This window comes from Bradyrhizobium sp. CB3481 (assembly GCF_029714305.1).
In the GTDB taxonomy this organism is placed as follows: Bacteria; Pseudomonadota; Alphaproteobacteria; order Rhizobiales; family Xanthobacteraceae; genus Bradyrhizobium.
The window spans coordinates 5,011,127-5,026,151 of record NZ_CP121647.1 but is presented as its reverse complement, the minus strand read 5'-3'; the positions used below and the strand labels follow the sequence as shown (position 1 = coordinate 5,026,151).

The window sequence follows — 15,025 nt, the reverse complement described above, 5'->3', positions numbered from 1 at the left end:
CAGGCCGACGGCAGGGTCTCCACCAGTTCGTATCGAGGGACAACTTCAACGTGGAATTTTTGACGCCGAACCAGTGGTCCGACCACCAGACTGCAAAAGCCTGTCCCAATGCCGGCGTTAGGCGGGGCGGCGGCACTGCCGCTCCGTTTTCTCGACTAGTACCCGGAATCAGAGCTGAGTGATACGACGGCCTTTGAAACGGCGTTGACGGACCTTTTTCTTGGTCCAGACGAAGGGCTCGGCTTTGTCGTTGTAGGCGTTGACATAGGCATCGATGTGTTCCTGAAGCTGCTTGAGACTTGTGAAGGAGGTGCCGCTGAGCGATTGCCCCTGCAAGATTGAGAACCATACCTCGACCTGGTTGAGCCAGGACGCACTTGTCGGCGTGAAATGGAATTGCACGTTGGGGTGGGCCTTGAGCCAGTTCTCATTCTTCTTGTGGGTGTTGAGGTTGCCGAGGATGACGTGAAGCTTTCGGCCCGGAAAGGCCGCGGTGAGGCTGTTCATGAAATCGAGAAACTCGACACGGCGACGGCGTTTGGAATGCGTAGCGATGATCTTTCCGGTGGCGACTTCGAGCGCGGCAAACAATGTTGTGGTGCCATGCCGCTTGTAATCGTGGCTCTGGCCGGTCAAGGCGCGGCCATTGGGCAACTTCAGATAGCCCTGCGCTCGCCCCAAAGCCTGGATCGAGGGCTTCTCGTCCACGCAGAGCACAATAGCCTTCGCCGGCGGGGCGACGTAAAGGCCAACGACATCGGCGGCTTTGGCCGTAAAGTTCGGGTCATTGCTCTCACACCAGGACCTGCGAGCCGCGAGGTCAATCTTGTGGCTGCGCAGGAACCGCCAGACATATTGGACGTCAACATCGCCGAGCGCTTCGGCCAGCAGAGGGCCGGTCCAGCGCGCAAATCCTTGCGGGGGCGGCTTATCCAGCAGCTTCAGAATCCGCTTGTCGGTCGTCTTCGTATAGATAGGCTGCTTGCCGGGCCGCGGCTTGTCTTGCAGCCCTTCAAGGCCTTGGTCGGCATAGCGATGCCGCCAAGGCTGACAATCCGCGGCTGGACCCCAACTTCGTTGGCGATCGACCGGGTGCTGCGCCCGTCCGCCGCCAACAGGACTATCCGCGCCCGCTTCAAATCGCGCTGCAATGTCATCGGTGAGCGACAACACGCCTCAAGCACCTTGCGATCTTTCCTCGAAAGGTGGACTTCTCTTGCTTCGGGTATCATCCCGACCTTGAATCACGACTCACGTTCCAAGAAAGCGGGTACTAGCTGATGTTCAGCCCATCCGCGCTGTGCTGCTGCATGGTGCGGGCGTGCCGGTTCTCATCCCCATCACCGGAACGGTACGCCATCCACAAGCTCATCATCGGATCCCGCCGTGAGGATCGCGACGCGACGGCAAAGAGCGCAAAGGATCGGCTCCAGGCCAGATCGACCGTCGACGCGATGATCGCGAACCGGCAACACGCCGATCTTGCTTCTGTCTTCGCCGAAGCATGGGATCGCGGCGATCAGTGGAGAACCGCGATCCGCACAAGCATTGCGACCTACGATGATGACTAGCTCGGCTCGGACTCCAATGACTACGATCTTACGGATAAGCCCTCCGATGAGGAGGCTTCTACCCCCCGTCCAAATGTGTTGCGAACAACAGGCCGGGTATAGGTCTCGATCTGCCGGCGCAAAGTAACTTTCGCCAGCAGCAGCGGCGGCAGTAAGTTGCAACATGATCAGCACCGTCATGCTGCCGACGACGATGCTGACGTCGGCACGCCGATCAAGCTGACGAGACCGGTCGCCAGGGCACATCCCCATGACATTAACGGGATCGACACGGTCTCTTCACGCATTTTGCGGCTTGTTCAACTTCGCGCCTGAGTACAATTAGAAGAAGCTCGGTCATACGGCATCGCGTCGTGCCATCCACCGTCGCGGCGAATCGCGCAAGGTGTTTCCGGCCTTGAGCGACCAATCATCTCGGTCGGATTGACGAAGTCACAACGAGAGAGCATTTGCGCCAACTGTTCACGCGCTGTTGAGTCGTTTGATGATGCTGTGCCGACCTTGATCTTCAATCGCGTCGTCTGGTCGGGGCTTGATCAATCTCGCGCTCACCGCCAGCCCGATCTTTTATTTCGATTGAAGGCTTGGCGCTTTCACCGTTTTCATCTCGCCGTTCGCGTTACACGGGCGAATGGGGCGGCGGATGTATCCAGCAAGAATCTATGTCGGGCAGATCACGGTCGTATTCGGCGTCGTGGTCGCGTCGACCTGGGGAGCGACGCAGTGGACCGCCGCTGCTCTCGGTTTTCAGGAAAGGTTGGGTGCACCCTGGTTCCTGGTTGCCGGTTATCCGGTCTATCTGCCATGGCGATTTTTCGAATGGTGGTTCGTGTACGAGGCGTACGCGCCTGAAATCTTTGAAGAGGGCGGGACCATTGCTGCCGCTGGCGGCGTCGCAGGCGCCGTGTTTGCGATCCTCAACTCAGTGTGGCGGGCACGGCAAAATCAGCTCGTGGCGACTTACGGCTCGGCACGCTGGGCGATGTCCAAGGAGATCAAGCAGGCCGGCCTCTTTGCAGCCAAAGGAGTGTTTCTTGGACGATTTGAAAATAGCTATTTGCGTCATGATGGTCCGGAGCACGTCATGTGCTTTGCGCCGACGCGTTCGGGCAAGGGCGTTGGCCTTGTTCTGCCGACACTTTTGTCTTGGACCTCGTCGGCGGTGGTGCATGACATCAAAGGTGAAAACTGGGAGCTAACTTCCGGTTGGCGCTCAAGTTTCTCGCATTGTCTGTTGTTCAATCCGACCGACGCGAGAAGCGCCCGCTACAATCCTTTGCTTGAGGTCCGAAAGGGCGCTGCCGAAGTGCGGGATGTTCAGAACATCGCCGACATCCTGGTCGATCCTGAAGGCGCGCTGGAACGGCGGACCCATTGGGAGAAGACCAGCCATTCGCTGCTTGTCGGCGTCATCCTTCACGTTCTCTACGCCGAAGAGCGGAAGACGCTTACCCGAGTGACCGAAATCCTGGCCGATCCCGCGCAGTCCTTCGAGAAGACGCTGCGGGTCATGTTGGCCACGAACCATCTGGGAACCGAGGCTGAGCCAAAGGTTCATCCGGTGGTCGCCGCGACCGCGCGCGAACTCCTCAATAAGTCCGAGAATGAGCGATCGGGAGTTCTTTCGACAGCCGTCAGCTTTCTCGGGCTCTACCGTGACCCGGTCGTCAGCCGGAATACCGAAAGCTGCGACTGGCGCATTGCCGATCTGGTCGGCGCTGAGCGGCCCGTCACGCTCTACCTGGTCGTGCCGCCGTCTGACATCAGCCGCACAAAACCGTTAATCCGGCTGATGCTCAACCAGATTGGCCGTCGCCTGACGGAATTCTTGGATACGAGGGCAGGTGAGGCCGGGCGTCGGCAATTGCTCTTGATGCTGGATGAATTTCCAGCGCTTGGCCGGCTCGACTTCTTTGAGAGCGCGCTTGCCTTCATGGCCGGCTATGGCATCCGTGCCTATTTGATCGCCCAGTCGCTCAACCAGATCGCCAAGGCCTATGGCGAGAACAACGCGATCCTGGACAATTGCCATGTCCGCATCGCGTTTGCCGCAAACGATGAGCGCACAGCCAGGCGCATTTCGGACGCGCTCGGCACCGCGACGGAACTAAGAGCGCAGCGGAACTATGCTGGTCACCGCCTCGCGCCCTGGCTCGGCCATGTGATGGTCAGCCGCCAGGAGACGGCGCGGCCACTGCTCACTCCCGGCGAAGTAATGCAACTGCCGCCCGACAACGCCATCGTACTGGTTTCCGGTCTGCCACCAGTTCGGGCCCGCAAGCTCAGGCACTACGACGATGCCAATTTCGTAAGACGCCTGCGCTCTCCACCACAGCTCACTGCAGCCGAGTATCGCGACCGACCTGCCGCGCGCCCCAATGACTGGGTCTCCCACATCCGTGGTGTCGACCTTCGGCTGGCGACCCTTCCATACCGAGATCTCATGGAGGCAGCAGCCGAGGAAGGCGGGCTCAAGCAACAACTACCATTGTTTGAGGAACCCATTGCTCCAACTGAGGTGGCGAGGTTCGCCGAGGGACGGCTGCTTGATGATGAGGAGGACGCGGCCACGGATCGCAACCAGATGCAGCGCGCGGCAAACGCCTCAAACACAATTCGCGGCGCCCATACCGTTACCCGTGATGACGACGATCTCCTTCCTGCGTTCTGATGAGCATGCCCGATGAAACCGAAACTCTCTGCTTATGTTTCCGAAAGCGTGGCACAGCGGCTGGAGCTCGCAAGCAAGCGGCCCGGCACCAACAAGTCAGCAATCATCGATGCCGCGCTCGATCGCTTCCTCAATCCGGAGAGGGACACAAGCGGCGATGCCGCGCTGATCCGCCGGCTCGACCGCATGAACCGTCAGCTCGATCGAGTAGACCGCGATCTTTCGATCATTGCGGAAACCATTGCTCTGTTTGTCCGCTACTACCTGACTATTACGCCGCCTCTGCCTTCCGGTGATCAGGACGCGGCGCGCGCACTCGGTCGCGAGCGGTTCGAGATGTTCGTCGCCCAGGTGGGCAAACGCGTAGCGTCAGGCGGCAGGCTGGTCGCCGATGTCTTGGAGCAGGTCTCGACATCAAATCCGGATCTTTTTATGCGGCATCTGGAGGAAGGGGCACCTCTCGGCGCCGCCAGCAATACTTACGCGACCCAATCCCGTGCGCAGCGTGCGACGGGCGAGTCGCCGGGGCAATCTCCGGCAGGGCGAGAGGAGGTCGGCCATGTCTGATCTCCTCTCGCCCGAAACTCGCGAACGGCGCCGCGGCATGCTGCGAACCGCAATGGGGCCTGCCATCGCGATCGCCTTGGAAGAAGCTGATGTCGTCGAGGTCATGGTCAATCCCGATGGCAAGCTATGGCTCGACCGCCATGGGTCGGGCCGCGCAGACACGGGCGTCATTCTCACCGCCCAAGAGGCTGAGCGTATCGTTCGCCTGGTGGCAAGTCACGTGCGGGCAGAAGCAGGTGGGGCGTCTCCGATCATCTCAGCGGAACTACCGGAGACCGGCGAACGGTTCGAAGGCATTTTGCCCCCGGTCTCTCTTGCGCCATGCTTTTCGATCCGCAAGCCTGCCACGACCACGTTTCGTCTGTCCGACTACGTCAAGGCGCAGGTTGCATCGCCGCTGACGGCAAAAGTGCTGACGACGGCGGTTGCGGAAAACCGCAGCATTCTGATTGCGGGCGGGACGGGATCGGGCAAGACCACACTGGCCAATGCACTTCTGGCGGAGATCGCAGGCCTGAACGAACGGATCGTCATCATTGAAGACACGAGGGAGCTGCGGTGTGACGCAAGGGACGCGGTGACACTCCGCACCAAGCCGGGAGTAGCAAGCCTTGCTGATCTCGTGCGCTCAACCCTTCGTCTGCGTCCCGATCGCATCATTGTGGGTGAGGTCAGGGGAGCCGAAGCCCTCGACATGCTGAAGGCCTGGAACACTGGTCACCCCGGTGGGATCGCGACGGTCCATGCCAACTCAGCGCGTGCGGCGCTCTACCGGATCGAGCAGTTGATCCAGGAAGCGGTGGCAACTGTTCCGCGCCGACTTATCGCCGAGGCAATCGATCTCGTCGTTTTCATCAAGGGGCGAGGCCCGGCACGCCGGATTGAGGCGGTGGCCGAACTCAGGGGTCTCGATCCATCGGGGGATTATCTCCTAGAGACCCCGCCCGGCCTTCCAAACACAAGCCATCGTCCTTAATCACCGGAGAAAGCGACATGCTTATTCAGCTGTGGTCGACAGCCCGTTTCTGTGCTTGCGGTCTTCATCGGCCGTTTCTTTTCCTTGGAACGGCGGCCACCTGCATTCTCTATGGTTCGGCGGCTCATGCGGCTGGCTCCGGCATGCCTTGGGAGGCTCCGCTTGAGCGCGTGCTCGAGTCGGTGCAGGGGCCGGTCGCCAAGATCGTCGCGGTCATTATCATCACCGTGACCGGCATATCGCTGGCCTTTGGCGATACCTCCGGCGGCTTTCGCCGGATGGTCCAGGTCGTGTTCGGCCTCTCGATCGCCTTCGCCGCCAGCTCTTTCTTTCTCTCGTTCTTCTCGTTCGGCGGCGGAGCACTGATCTGATGCGCCCTGAAGGATTCGAGCTCGTGCTCCACCGTTCGCTCACTGAGCCCATCTTGATAGGTGGCGCGCCGCGTGCGGCCGCCATCCTCATCGGCACCCTGTCGGCCGCACTCGCGCTAGGTTTGCGGCTTTGGCTCGCGGGCCTTGCGCTCTGGATCGTCGGTCATGGCGTGGCAGTTTGGCTGGCCAAGCGTGATCCGGCCTTCGTTGAGGTCGCCGTCCGCCACACGAAGCATAAGGGGTGGCTCTCATGCTGAACTTGCGGGAATTTCGCGCCGACCCCTATCGGCTGGCGGACTGGCTGCCGTGGGCGTGCCTGGTGGCGCCTGGAGTGATCCTGAACAAGGACGGTAGCGTTCAAAGGACCATCCGCTATCGAGGACCCGATCTCGATAGCGCGACGGAAGCCGAATTGATGGGCGCCGCCTCGCGCGTCAATAACGTGTTGAAGCGCTTCGGATCGGGCTGGGCGCTACTCTTTGATGCAACGCGCATAGAAGCTGCCGAGTACCCTCACTCGAAGTTCCCAGATCCAGTGTCCTGGCTCGTCGACGAAGAACGACGGGCAGCATTTGAGGGCGCAGTTGATGCGTCGTGGGACCACCCATCGCGGCCGCGAGGCCAGCATTTCGAGAGCGTGCTGCATCTTACGCTCATGTACTTGCCGCCGGCGGAGAGAGTATCTCGGCTCGAGGGTCTCTTCCTGGAGCGTCCGCGGGACAGCGACATCAGGGCTCGACGATCGGTCCAGCAGCGTAGGCAAGCGGCTCACGAGAAAGGCGAAGCAGAGAACTCAGCGGGCGCTGGAGTGCCCAACGCAGGACAGGCGGAACAATCCCGGCCGGAGCGCGACCGCAGCTATCGAGATCATCTTACGCGTTTCATGCAGGAGACCGATCGAGCAATCGATCTGTTGTCATCGGTATTGCCGGAAATCTGGCCGCTGAATGACGAGGAGACGCTGACTTACCTCCATAGCTGCGTCTCGACGAAGCGGCACCCGGTGCGCGTTCCGGAAATTCCTGCCTATCTTGATTGTTTTCTGAGCGACGAGCCTCTGACAGGAGGAATATCGCCGGCTATTGGGCGTAGCCATCTTCGCACGCTGACGGTGCTCGGTTTTCCGCATGTGACCTTTCCAGGCTTGCTGGATGAACTGAACAGGCTTGGCGTCGCGTATCGCTGGGCGACACGGTTCTTGCCGCTCGATCGGACGCAGGCGAATGCGACTTTGTCGAGGTACCGCCGCCAGTGGTTTGCCAAAAGGAAGTCGCTTGCGGCAATCGTCAAGGAGGTGATGTTCAATGAGCAGGTCGCTCTACTCGACACGGATGCCAGCAATAAGGCCATCGATGCTGATGCGGCGCTGTCCGAGCTTGGGGACGACCTCGTCGCGTTCGGCTACATCACCACAACCGTCACCGTCAGCGATGAGGATTCGCACGCGGCCGAAGAGAAGATCCGCGCCGTCGAACGGGTGATCAATAGCCGGGGCTTTACCACCATCCGCGAGACGATCAACGCCGTCGAAGCCTGGCTCGGTGGTCTACCTGGACAGGCATACGCCAACGTTCGGCGGCCCATTGTCCATACTCTGAACCTCGCGCACATGTGCCCGCTGTCTTCGGTATGGGCGGGGCCGGCTCGGTGCGATCATTTGGACGGACCACCGCTCCTGATGGCCAAGACCAAGGGCTCTACCCCGTTCCGACTATCGCTCCACGCTGGGGATGTCGGACACACTATTGTTGTCGGCCCGACCGGAGCAGGGAAGTCGGTCCTGCTCTCGATACTCGCTCTTCAATTCCGGCGCTATCCGAACGCGCAGCTGATCACCTTCGACAAGGGGCGATCCGCACGTGCCACGACACTTGCTCTATCGGGTGCTTGGTATGAGCTTGGCGCCAAGGGCGGGATAGCCTTCCAACCGCTGAAGGACGCCGCAGAGGAGGAAGCCCGGCTCTGGGCCCTTGATTGGCTTTGTGGCGTGCTTGCGCATGAACGCGTGAACGTAACGCCCGAAGTCAAGGAAACCCTCTGGTCGACGCTCAGGAGTCTCGGGTCTGCGCCAGTCTCCCAGCGGACAATGACCGGTTTGGTGGCGTTGCTTGCCCGCGATGCCCTACGCCAGGCCTTGCAGCCGTACACGCTCGAAGGGCCTTACGGGCGCTTCTTGGACGCTGACGCTGACCGACTTTCCGGTGCCGACGTGCTTACTTTCGAAATGGAGGAACTGATGGCGTTGCCGGGATTGGTCGCGCCGGTCCTGACCTATCTCTTCCATACACTTGAAGAACGGTTTGACGGTCGGCCCACCTTGCTGGTGCTGGATGAGGCCTGGGTGTTTCTGGACGATCCGCTGTTCGCGAGGCGAATCCGCGAATGGCTGAAAACGCTGCGCAAGAAGAATGTGGCTGTCATCTTCGCGACCCAGTCGCTTGCCGATATTGCCGAGAGCCAGATTGCGCCAGCGATCATCGAGTCCTGTCCAAGTCGGATCTTCCTGCCCAACCCGCGGGCGGTTGAGCCGACTCAGACCGAGACCTATCGCCGGTTCGGCTTAAATGACAGGCAAATCAGCCTGATCGCCGAAGCATTTCCCAAGCGCGACTATTATCTGCAGTCTCGTGCTGGCAATCGCCTGTTTGAGCTCGGGCTCGGACCCGTGGCGCTCGCCCTTGTCGGTGCATCCTCGCCTGAGGACCAGCGTATTGTAGACGCCGTTCTGGCCCGATCCGGCCCACATCACTTTGCCGAGCGCTATCTGGCCGAAAAAGACCTGCACTGGGCCGCAAACCTGATCAGCACCTTCGAACAAGCCCATAAGGCTTGACCTCAATTTCAACCGCTGGAGACGTCTATGCTGGAACTTCACGTCAGCGCTCGCATCGCTCGCAGAACTCTCAAGGCGAGTGCTGTGATCGCTTTGTCGCTCGCTCTTGCCGTAAACGGATCCCGACGCCTTGGGGCGCAAGTCGTCGTGTTCGACCCTTCGAACTACAGCCAGAATTTGCTGACCGCCGCGCGAGCACTTGAGCAGATCAATAATCAGGTCCGAAGTCTCGAAAACCAGGCACGGTCGCTGCTCAACCAGGCCAAGAACCTTACAAGCCTGCCGACAAGCGTCGTGGGTCAGCTGACCTCAACAATCAGTCAGATGAACAGCCTGATCACACAGGCAAAGGGCATTTCAGTCGATGTTCAGAAGACGCAGCAGGATTTCGAACGGTTTTATCCGCGCCAATATGGAGCGGCTATCTCGTCTGATAAGATGGTGCAGGACGCAACCGCTCGCTGGGACAACAGCTACGAGGGTCTGAAACAGGCGCTCACCATCCAATCGGCCATCATCAGCACGCTGGACCATGATGGCCAGACGCTTCGCATCCTAATGGCGGGTTCGTCCGGGGCAATCGGATCACTTCAGGCGCAGCAGTCCGGCAATGAGCTGCTGGCCCTGCAGATAAAGCAGTCGCTGCAGACGCAGGCGCTCCTGGCAACACAATCACGCGCGGACACCTTGCGAGCGGCCGACCAGCAGGCGTCCGCTGTGGCCGCCAAAGAGCGATTCATTCGCTTCATTGGCGATGGTCATGCTTATCGCGGTGGCAAGTAGGTGAGGGCGTTTTATGGCAGACCTCTCAGTCATCGACCGCTTCACCGAGACCTTCTCGCGCTACATCGATTCGGGATTTGGTCTTCTTTCGGGTGAAGTTTCGTTTCTAAGTTCGACTCTTGTCGGCATAGACCTCACGCTTGCGGGGCTTGCCTGGAGCGTCCGCGCTGACGACCAGATCCTGGTCTCGCTGGCCAAGAAAGTGCTCTATGTGGGCGCTTTTGCATTCATTATCGGCAACTTCAAGAGCCTTGCCGATATCGTTTTCGCCTCCTTCTCCAGCATTGGACTGAAGGCATCTGGCGGAGCGTTAACCGCGGCCGATTTGATGCGACCGGGCTTCGTCGCCTCTGCCGGGTTTAGTGCCGCTCATCCTCTCCTGGAAGAGACCAGCCAATTCTCCGGCTTCGACGTCCTGACCAACCTGCCGACGATCCTGATCCTGCTGTTCTGCTGGATCTTAATCGTGCTCGCCTTCTTCGTGCTCTCGATCCAGTTGTTCGTCACGCTCATCGAGTTCAAGCTGACGACGCTTGCGAGTTTCATCCTTGTGCCATTCGCGCTCTGGGGCAAGACCGCCTTTCTGGCAGAAAAGACACTCGGCAATGTGGTTGCCTCCGGCGTGAAGGTGATGGTGCTTGCGATCATCGTCGGCATCGGGTCTACCATCTTCGGCCAGCTTGCGGGCACGCTGACACGCCCGATCGACATTGCCTCTGCGATGAGTCTGCTGCTCGCGGCTCTGTCGCTATTTGGGCTTGGGATATTCGGACCCGCTATTGCGGCAGGCTTGGTGTCGGGAGCGCCCCAGCTCGGAGCTGGCGCCCCGGCTGGAACGGTGGCGGGTGCTGCGGCGGTCGCGATCGGAGGCGGAGCGGCGGCCATGGGTGGCCTTCGCGCCGCAGCAGGTGGTTCGATGGCCGCGGTTCGTTCTGCGGCATCGCTTACCGGCGCGTCCTCGGCCGGCGGTGCTTCGGCCCGAGCCTTGGCGGCCGAGCAGCTCTCGAATGCCGGCGGTAGCGCGAGGGGTGCGACCGCGTCAGAGGCAGCGCGCGCCTCGACCTCGTCAGCGGGCGGCCGCGCGAAGGAAGCGGCTCAGATCGCCGCGCATACCCTGAAAGAGGGGGATAGAGGCGCACATTCATCCGGGCCGAAGCTGGGGGAAGACTGAGAGATGGCAGCTCAACCTTTTCAGCGCACGTCCGTTCGATACGGCGAGACGCCCGAGCCGGTCACGCCATACCAAAAGGCAGCCCAGGTCTGGGATGAGAGGCTCGGCACAGCGAGGGTCCAGGCGAGCAACTGGCGATTAGCCGCGCTGGCGGCAATCGGCCTGTCCGGCGTACTTGGACTGACGATTTTCACCCAGATTGCCCGCTCTGGCGTCGTGCCGTACGTAGTCGAGGTCGACCGCCTGGGGGAAGTGCGCGCGGTTGGACCTGCGGTTGAGGCCTACCAGCCCTCGGATGCGCAGATCGCGCATTTCCTGGCCAGGTTCATCGAGAACGTCCGTTCGCTATCCATTGATCCGGTGATTGTCCGATCGAATTGGCTGCGGGCCTACGACTTCGTGACAGACCGCGGCGCACTGGCCTTGAACGATTACGCGCGCGAGACGGATCCCTTCACGAAAATTGGCTCCAAGACAGTGACGGCTGAAGTCACCTCAGTAGTGCGTGCATCCGGCGATAGCTTTGAAATCCGCTGGAAGGAGAACACTTACGAGAACGGTTCGATCGCCAAGACCGAACGTTTCACCGGACTGGTGACCACGGTTCTCAAGCCGCCATGGGAGGCCGAGACGCTGCGGAAGAACCCGCTCGGCCTTTACGTCCATTCCCTCAATTGGTCACGCGACCTGATCGGAGATGCCAAATGAGCACTGCTGCCCCCAACACGATCGCCTCGGCCAGCGTCCTGGCATTGTCGCTCATGCTCTGCGGATGCGCCACCAAGCTGAACCTCGAGGCACCGTATGATGAGATGACGTTTGAGCAGGCGCTTCCCGAGGCTGATCCGCCGAAGCCGGTCCAGGTTGTCGAAACGCCGAAGGTTCTGCCGTTGCCGGGTCAGCTGAAGCCTTACCCAACGAAGGTCGCAAAGGAAGAAAAGCTGCCGCCAGAGCAGGCCATCGCGAAAGCCAACAAGGCTGCGCGGATGGAGCCGACGCGCCGCGGCTACATCAATGCCATCCAGGTTTATCCTTGGACGGAAGGCGCGCTCTACCGGCTCTATGCGAGCCCTGAAAAGGTCTCGACCATTGCGCTTCAACCAGACGAAGAGCTCATCGATGTCTCCACTGGCGACACCGTTCGCTGGGTCGTTGGCGATACCGTAAGCGGCCAGGGGCGCGCCCGAAGGGTGCATATCCTGATCAAGCCTACGCTCCCGGACATTCAAACGAACCTTGTTATCTTGACTAATCGACGCACGTACCACCTAGAGCTCGTCTCCACAAGGCAGACCTATATGGCTTCGATTTCCTGGACCTATCCGACGGATACGCTCGTTGCGCTTCATAAGCAAAACGCCTCCGCTGAGGCTAGCGAAGAGCGAGTGGCCGATCGAGGCGTCCGGCTGGACAGCCTCAATTTCCGCTATCGCATCGAAGGCGATGACCCGCCGTGGCGGCCGCTGCGCGCGTTTGACGATGGTAGGAAGGTCTATATCCAGATGCCTTCCGGGCTGTCGCAAGGCGAGGCACCGCCCTTATTTGTCGCAGGAGCAGATGGCCGCCCGAACCTCGTCAATTACCGAGTTCGTGGCTCGTACTACATTGTCGACCGGATGTTTGGCGCTGCAGAACTTCGGCTCGGTGAAAATCCGCAACGTACAGTTCGCATCATCCGGATCGACGCCCGACCGGTGTCGCAAGTCTTCAGCAACGGGAGCGCCTCATGACCACCGGACCTGATCATGATCCGCCAGAGCCACTGGAATTGCGGGCGCGACCGAGACCCATTCGGCGCCTCAACAGGCACGCGCTCATGGTAGGCTGCGCGATCGCCGCGCTGTTCATCGCCGGCGCGACGATCGTTGCGCTCCGTCCGCCGCGGGCATTCAAACAGACTGAGCGCTCGGAGCTCTACAATACCGAGCGGAAGCAAACGGCCGAAGGATTAAATAAGCTACCGAAATCGTATGAGGACCTACCTCCCTCAATTCCGAGGCTTGGGCCGCCGTCACCGGGAGATATCGGCCGAGCCTTCGCTGAAAATGAGAAGAAGTCTGGTACAGCGTCATCATCAGATTCGGGCTTTCGCACCGATCCAGAGGAGGACGCCGAAAGAGCCGAGCGCATCCGCCAGGTGCGCATTGCACAACAGGCCAAGGAATCGGGGTTGTTTTTCCGACTGTCGGAGAAACAGGAGAGACGCAAGCAAGCCAACACGATCGAGGTTCCGGCCGCTGCTCAATCTGTGTTCCGGCCGCCGGGTTCTGAGCAAACAACGCCTTCTGCGGCCGAGCTCGCGAAAGCGGCGCAAAGCCTGATCGATCGGTCAAGTGAGATCATTCCCTCATCTCAGGCACGCAAACTCGCCTTTGTGGGAGCGAAGGCCGACACCGAGACCACCAATTCCTATGCGCTGCTGCCGGCACCCTCGACCTATGCCGTGATGGCTGGATCAATCATCCCGGCCAGCCTGGTCACGGGACTAAACTCCGAGCTGCCTGGTGCGACCCTCGGCCAAGTTACCGAGAACGTCTATGACACTGTTACTGGCGAGCATCTGCTGATCCCGCAGGGGACAAGGATTGTAGGCAAGTACGATAGCGTAGTCGCCTTTGGCCAGAAGCGGGCGCTGGTCATCTGGAGCCGGCTCATCCTGCCGAACGGCAACTCGATCGTGATTGAGAACCTTCCGGCCACAGATGTCGCCGGCTACGCGGGGCTCGAGGACGAGGTGGACTTCCACACTTGGCAGTTGCTCAAGGGCGTCGCACTGGCGACCCTGATCGGGGTGGGGACCCAGCTTTCGATCGGAAACGACGAGAGCGATCTGGTGAAGGCGCTGCGGGAAAGCACGCAGCAAACTACCAATCGTGCTGGCCAGCGGCTGATCGAGCGCGAGCTCGATGTGCAGCCGACGATCACGGTCCGGCCGGGTTGGCCGCTACGGGTGATTGTATCGAAGGACTTGGTGCTGAAGCCGTATCGGAATCTTTAGACTATGGAGAAGGGTAGGTGAGTAATGAAGCTTTCGAAGCTACCTGATCGGACCCCAGTAAAGATGAACGTTGTGCTGGTGCCGAGCCTCGCGAAGCGGCTGAGCGAGTATGCCGATTTCTATGCGGAGACCTACGGTAGCCGGGAGGAGATCCCGGAACTGATACCGTTTATGCTGGAGGCGTTTCTCGAAGCTGATTCGGATTTCAGGAGGAAAAGTAGGTTAGGCCGGCGCGGGTCCAAAGCTTCCTCCTCTTGAAAGTGCGCCGGCAGCTCAATTGGACACCTCCTCGAGCTCCGCGATCGATCGTTTCACTGCTCGGACCGATTTTTCGAGTCTCTCAAGAAGTCTTCGCAAATCGAGCGCCGTCGCCTCCTCCAAATGAAGATTGTTGCTGGTCAAGAATGTTTCCACCAGCTCGTCGACGTGGATCGTTTTCTTCGAAGAGGCGGCCCCACCGCCAGTCGCGGATGATGCGATCTGTCCGTCCGTAGAAAGCGCGATTTCTACCGAAACGCGATCGAGAACGGCACGTTCGACCAATTCGGACGGAATCTCGACTGAGGACACGACTTGCCCCGTCAACACGTCTCGATAACCTACATTGGTAATTCTTTGGCCACTTTCGACGAAAGGACCAAGGCGCGCCTTTACCGGATCCGGTGACATAAGTCTCTCTATTTCCAGTTAGGCGAATCTATCCATTTTATGACTCATAGTCTATGGGCTGACGACGCGGTTTCTTCTGCTTTCCCTGCATGCGCTTGCAGGACCGAGTCGGCCTAAATGTTCAGGAATTGCGCCGAGCAAAGAAACTCAGCCAAGAGGAGCTGGCTCACAGGTGCAACGTCCATCAGACGTATCTAAGTGGCGTCGAAACCGGCAAGCGAAATGCTTCTCTTTTGGTCCTTGAGCGGATAGCCAATGCTTTGAATGTCGACGCTGAGGAACTGTTTCGTCGCCGCCGGCGGCGGGCTGGCGGGATCGCTGACCCTTAATCAGCGGGTCCCACGTTTGAGCCCTGGTGCGCGCTCCAAATAGATCAAGGCTTTAGCGAGAGAGTCGGCATGCGCCCGAGGGTGGC

General features: G+C 60.0%; 15 protein-coding genes and 1 pseudogene. 14 read left to right on the top strand and 2 right to left on the bottom strand.

Features of this window, described 5'->3' with window-relative positions:
• Window positions 1-168: 168 nt before the first annotated feature.
• Window positions 169-1,232: pseudogene (locus QA643_RS24555) on the bottom strand (IS630 family transposase).
• A gap of 48 nt (window positions 1,233-1,280) precedes the next feature.
• On the opposite strand from QA643_RS24555, the gene QA643_RS24550 reads away from it, so the two are divergent.
• The 13 genes from QA643_RS24550 (at window position 1,281) to QA643_RS24490 (ending at window position 14,199) form a co-directional block, all read left to right on the top strand.
• Entirely contained in the window at window positions 1,281-1,571 is a 291-nt protein-coding gene (locus QA643_RS24550; protein WP_283028452.1) for a GSU2403 family nucleotidyltransferase fold protein, read from the top strand.
• A gap of 643 nt (window positions 1,572-2,214) precedes the next feature.
• Complete coding sequence (locus tag QA643_RS24545) at window positions 2,215-4,242, top strand: conjugal transfer protein TraG (RefSeq protein ID WP_283034917.1); 2,028 nt, start codon at window positions 2,215-2,217, stop codon at window positions 4,240-4,242.
• Between the two features lie 12 nt (window positions 4,243-4,254).
• Window positions 4,255-4,809, top strand: coding sequence for a CopG family transcriptional regulator (locus tag QA643_RS24540; protein ID WP_283028451.1), 555 nt, complete (start codon window positions 4,255-4,257; stop codon window positions 4,807-4,809).
• Window positions 4,802-5,785, top strand: a complete 984-nt coding sequence (trbB, locus tag QA643_RS24535) for a P-type conjugative transfer ATPase TrbB (RefSeq protein WP_283028450.1) — start codon at window positions 4,802-4,804, stop codon at window positions 5,783-5,785. The genes QA643_RS24540 and trbB overlap by 8 nt, the downstream gene beginning before the upstream one ends.
• Window positions 5,786-5,802: 17 nt before the next feature.
• Window positions 5,803-6,156: a TrbC/VirB2 family protein gene (locus tag QA643_RS24530; protein ID WP_283028449.1), complete on the top strand. Its 354-nt coding sequence runs from the start codon at window positions 5,803-5,805 to the stop codon at window positions 6,154-6,156.
• Window positions 6,156-6,413 (top strand): VirB3 family type IV secretion system protein, encoded by a 258-nt coding sequence (locus tag QA643_RS24525; RefSeq protein ID WP_283028448.1) that lies wholly within the window; start codon window positions 6,156-6,158, stop codon window positions 6,411-6,413. Before QA643_RS24530 ends, QA643_RS24525 begins: the two co-directional genes overlap by 1 nt.
• The gene (trbE, locus tag QA643_RS24520; protein WP_283028447.1) at window positions 6,407-8,989 is read left to right on the top strand and encodes a conjugal transfer protein TrbE; all 2,583 of its coding nucleotides are present in this window, start codon (window positions 6,407-6,409) and stop codon (window positions 8,987-8,989) included. Before QA643_RS24525 ends, trbE begins: the two co-directional genes overlap by 7 nt.
• Before the next feature lie 27 nt (window positions 8,990-9,016).
• A complete protein-coding gene (trbJ, locus tag QA643_RS24515; RefSeq protein WP_283028446.1) occupies window positions 9,017-9,772 on the top strand; it encodes a P-type conjugative transfer protein TrbJ in 756 nt (251 codons plus the stop codon).
• Between the two features lie 13 nt (window positions 9,773-9,785).
• A complete protein-coding gene (trbL, locus tag QA643_RS24510; protein ID WP_283028445.1) occupies window positions 9,786-10,943 on the top strand; it encodes a P-type conjugative transfer protein TrbL in 1,158 nt (385 codons plus the stop codon).
• A gap of 3 nt (window positions 10,944-10,946) precedes the next feature.
• Window positions 10,947-11,651, top strand: coding sequence for a conjugal transfer protein TrbF (gene trbF, locus QA643_RS24505; RefSeq protein WP_283028444.1), 705 nt, complete (start codon window positions 10,947-10,949; stop codon window positions 11,649-11,651).
• The gene (gene trbG, locus QA643_RS24500; RefSeq protein ID WP_283028443.1) at window positions 11,648-12,673 is read left to right on the top strand and encodes a P-type conjugative transfer protein TrbG; all 1,026 of its coding nucleotides are present in this window, start codon (window positions 11,648-11,650) and stop codon (window positions 12,671-12,673) included. The genes trbF and trbG overlap by 4 nt, the downstream gene beginning before the upstream one ends.
• Complete coding sequence (locus tag QA643_RS24495) at window positions 12,670-13,941, top strand: TrbI/VirB10 family protein (protein WP_283028442.1); 1,272 nt, start codon at window positions 12,670-12,672, stop codon at window positions 13,939-13,941. Before trbG ends, QA643_RS24495 begins: the two co-directional genes overlap by 4 nt.
• A gap of 24 nt (window positions 13,942-13,965) precedes the next feature.
• Window positions 13,966-14,199: a DUF2274 domain-containing protein gene (locus QA643_RS24490; RefSeq protein ID WP_283028441.1), complete on the top strand. Its 234-nt coding sequence runs from the start codon at window positions 13,966-13,968 to the stop codon at window positions 14,197-14,199.
• A gap of 15 nt (window positions 14,200-14,214) precedes the next feature.
• Here the strand turns inward: QA643_RS24490 and QA643_RS24485 are convergent, their stop codons facing one another.
• The gene (locus QA643_RS24485; protein ID WP_283028440.1) at window positions 14,215-14,610 is read right to left on the bottom strand and encodes a hypothetical protein; all 396 of its coding nucleotides are present in this window, start codon (window positions 14,608-14,610) and stop codon (window positions 14,215-14,217) included.
• Window positions 14,611-14,699: 89 nt separating this feature from the next.
• Here QA643_RS24485 and QA643_RS24480 point away from each other — a divergent pair, with 89 nt between their 5' ends.
• Complete coding sequence (locus QA643_RS24480) at window positions 14,700-14,939, top strand: helix-turn-helix transcriptional regulator (RefSeq protein ID WP_283028439.1); 240 nt, start codon at window positions 14,700-14,702, stop codon at window positions 14,937-14,939.
• Window positions 14,940-15,025 lie beyond the last annotated feature (86 nt).

Coding starts and splice junctions, on each gene's coding strand:
- QA643_RS24550 (WP_283028452.1), top strand. CDS start 1,281: ATGTTCAGCCCATCCGCGCTGTGCTGCTGCATGGTGCGGGCGTGCCGG.
- QA643_RS24545 (WP_283034917.1), top strand. CDS start 2,215: ATGTATCCAGCAAGAATCTATGTCGGGCAGATCACGGTCGTATTCGGC.
- QA643_RS24540 (WP_283028451.1), top strand. CDS start 4,255: ATGAAACCGAAACTCTCTGCTTATGTTTCCGAAAGCGTGGCACAGCGG.
- trbB (WP_283028450.1), top strand. CDS start 4,802: ATGTCTGATCTCCTCTCGCCCGAAACTCGCGAACGGCGCCGCGGCATG.
- QA643_RS24530 (WP_283028449.1), top strand. CDS start 5,803: ATGCTTATTCAGCTGTGGTCGACAGCCCGTTTCTGTGCTTGCGGTCTT.
- QA643_RS24525 (WP_283028448.1), top strand. CDS start 6,156: ATGCGCCCTGAAGGATTCGAGCTCGTGCTCCACCGTTCGCTCACTGAG.
- trbE (WP_283028447.1), top strand. CDS start 6,407: ATGCTGAACTTGCGGGAATTTCGCGCCGACCCCTATCGGCTGGCGGAC.
- trbJ (WP_283028446.1), top strand. CDS start 9,017: ATGCTGGAACTTCACGTCAGCGCTCGCATCGCTCGCAGAACTCTCAAG.
- trbL (WP_283028445.1), top strand. CDS start 9,786: ATGGCAGACCTCTCAGTCATCGACCGCTTCACCGAGACCTTCTCGCGC.
- trbF (WP_283028444.1), top strand. CDS start 10,947: ATGGCAGCTCAACCTTTTCAGCGCACGTCCGTTCGATACGGCGAGACG.
- trbG (WP_283028443.1), top strand. CDS start 11,648: ATGAGCACTGCTGCCCCCAACACGATCGCCTCGGCCAGCGTCCTGGCA.
- QA643_RS24495 (WP_283028442.1), top strand. CDS start 12,670: ATGACCACCGGACCTGATCATGATCCGCCAGAGCCACTGGAATTGCGG.
- QA643_RS24490 (WP_283028441.1), top strand. CDS start 13,966: ATGAAGCTTTCGAAGCTACCTGATCGGACCCCAGTAAAGATGAACGTT.
- QA643_RS24485 (WP_283028440.1), bottom strand. CDS start 14,610: ATGTCACCGGATCCGGTAAAGGCGCGCCTTGGTCCTTTCGTCGAAAGT.
- QA643_RS24480 (WP_283028439.1), top strand. CDS start 14,700: ATGCGCTTGCAGGACCGAGTCGGCCTAAATGTTCAGGAATTGCGCCGA.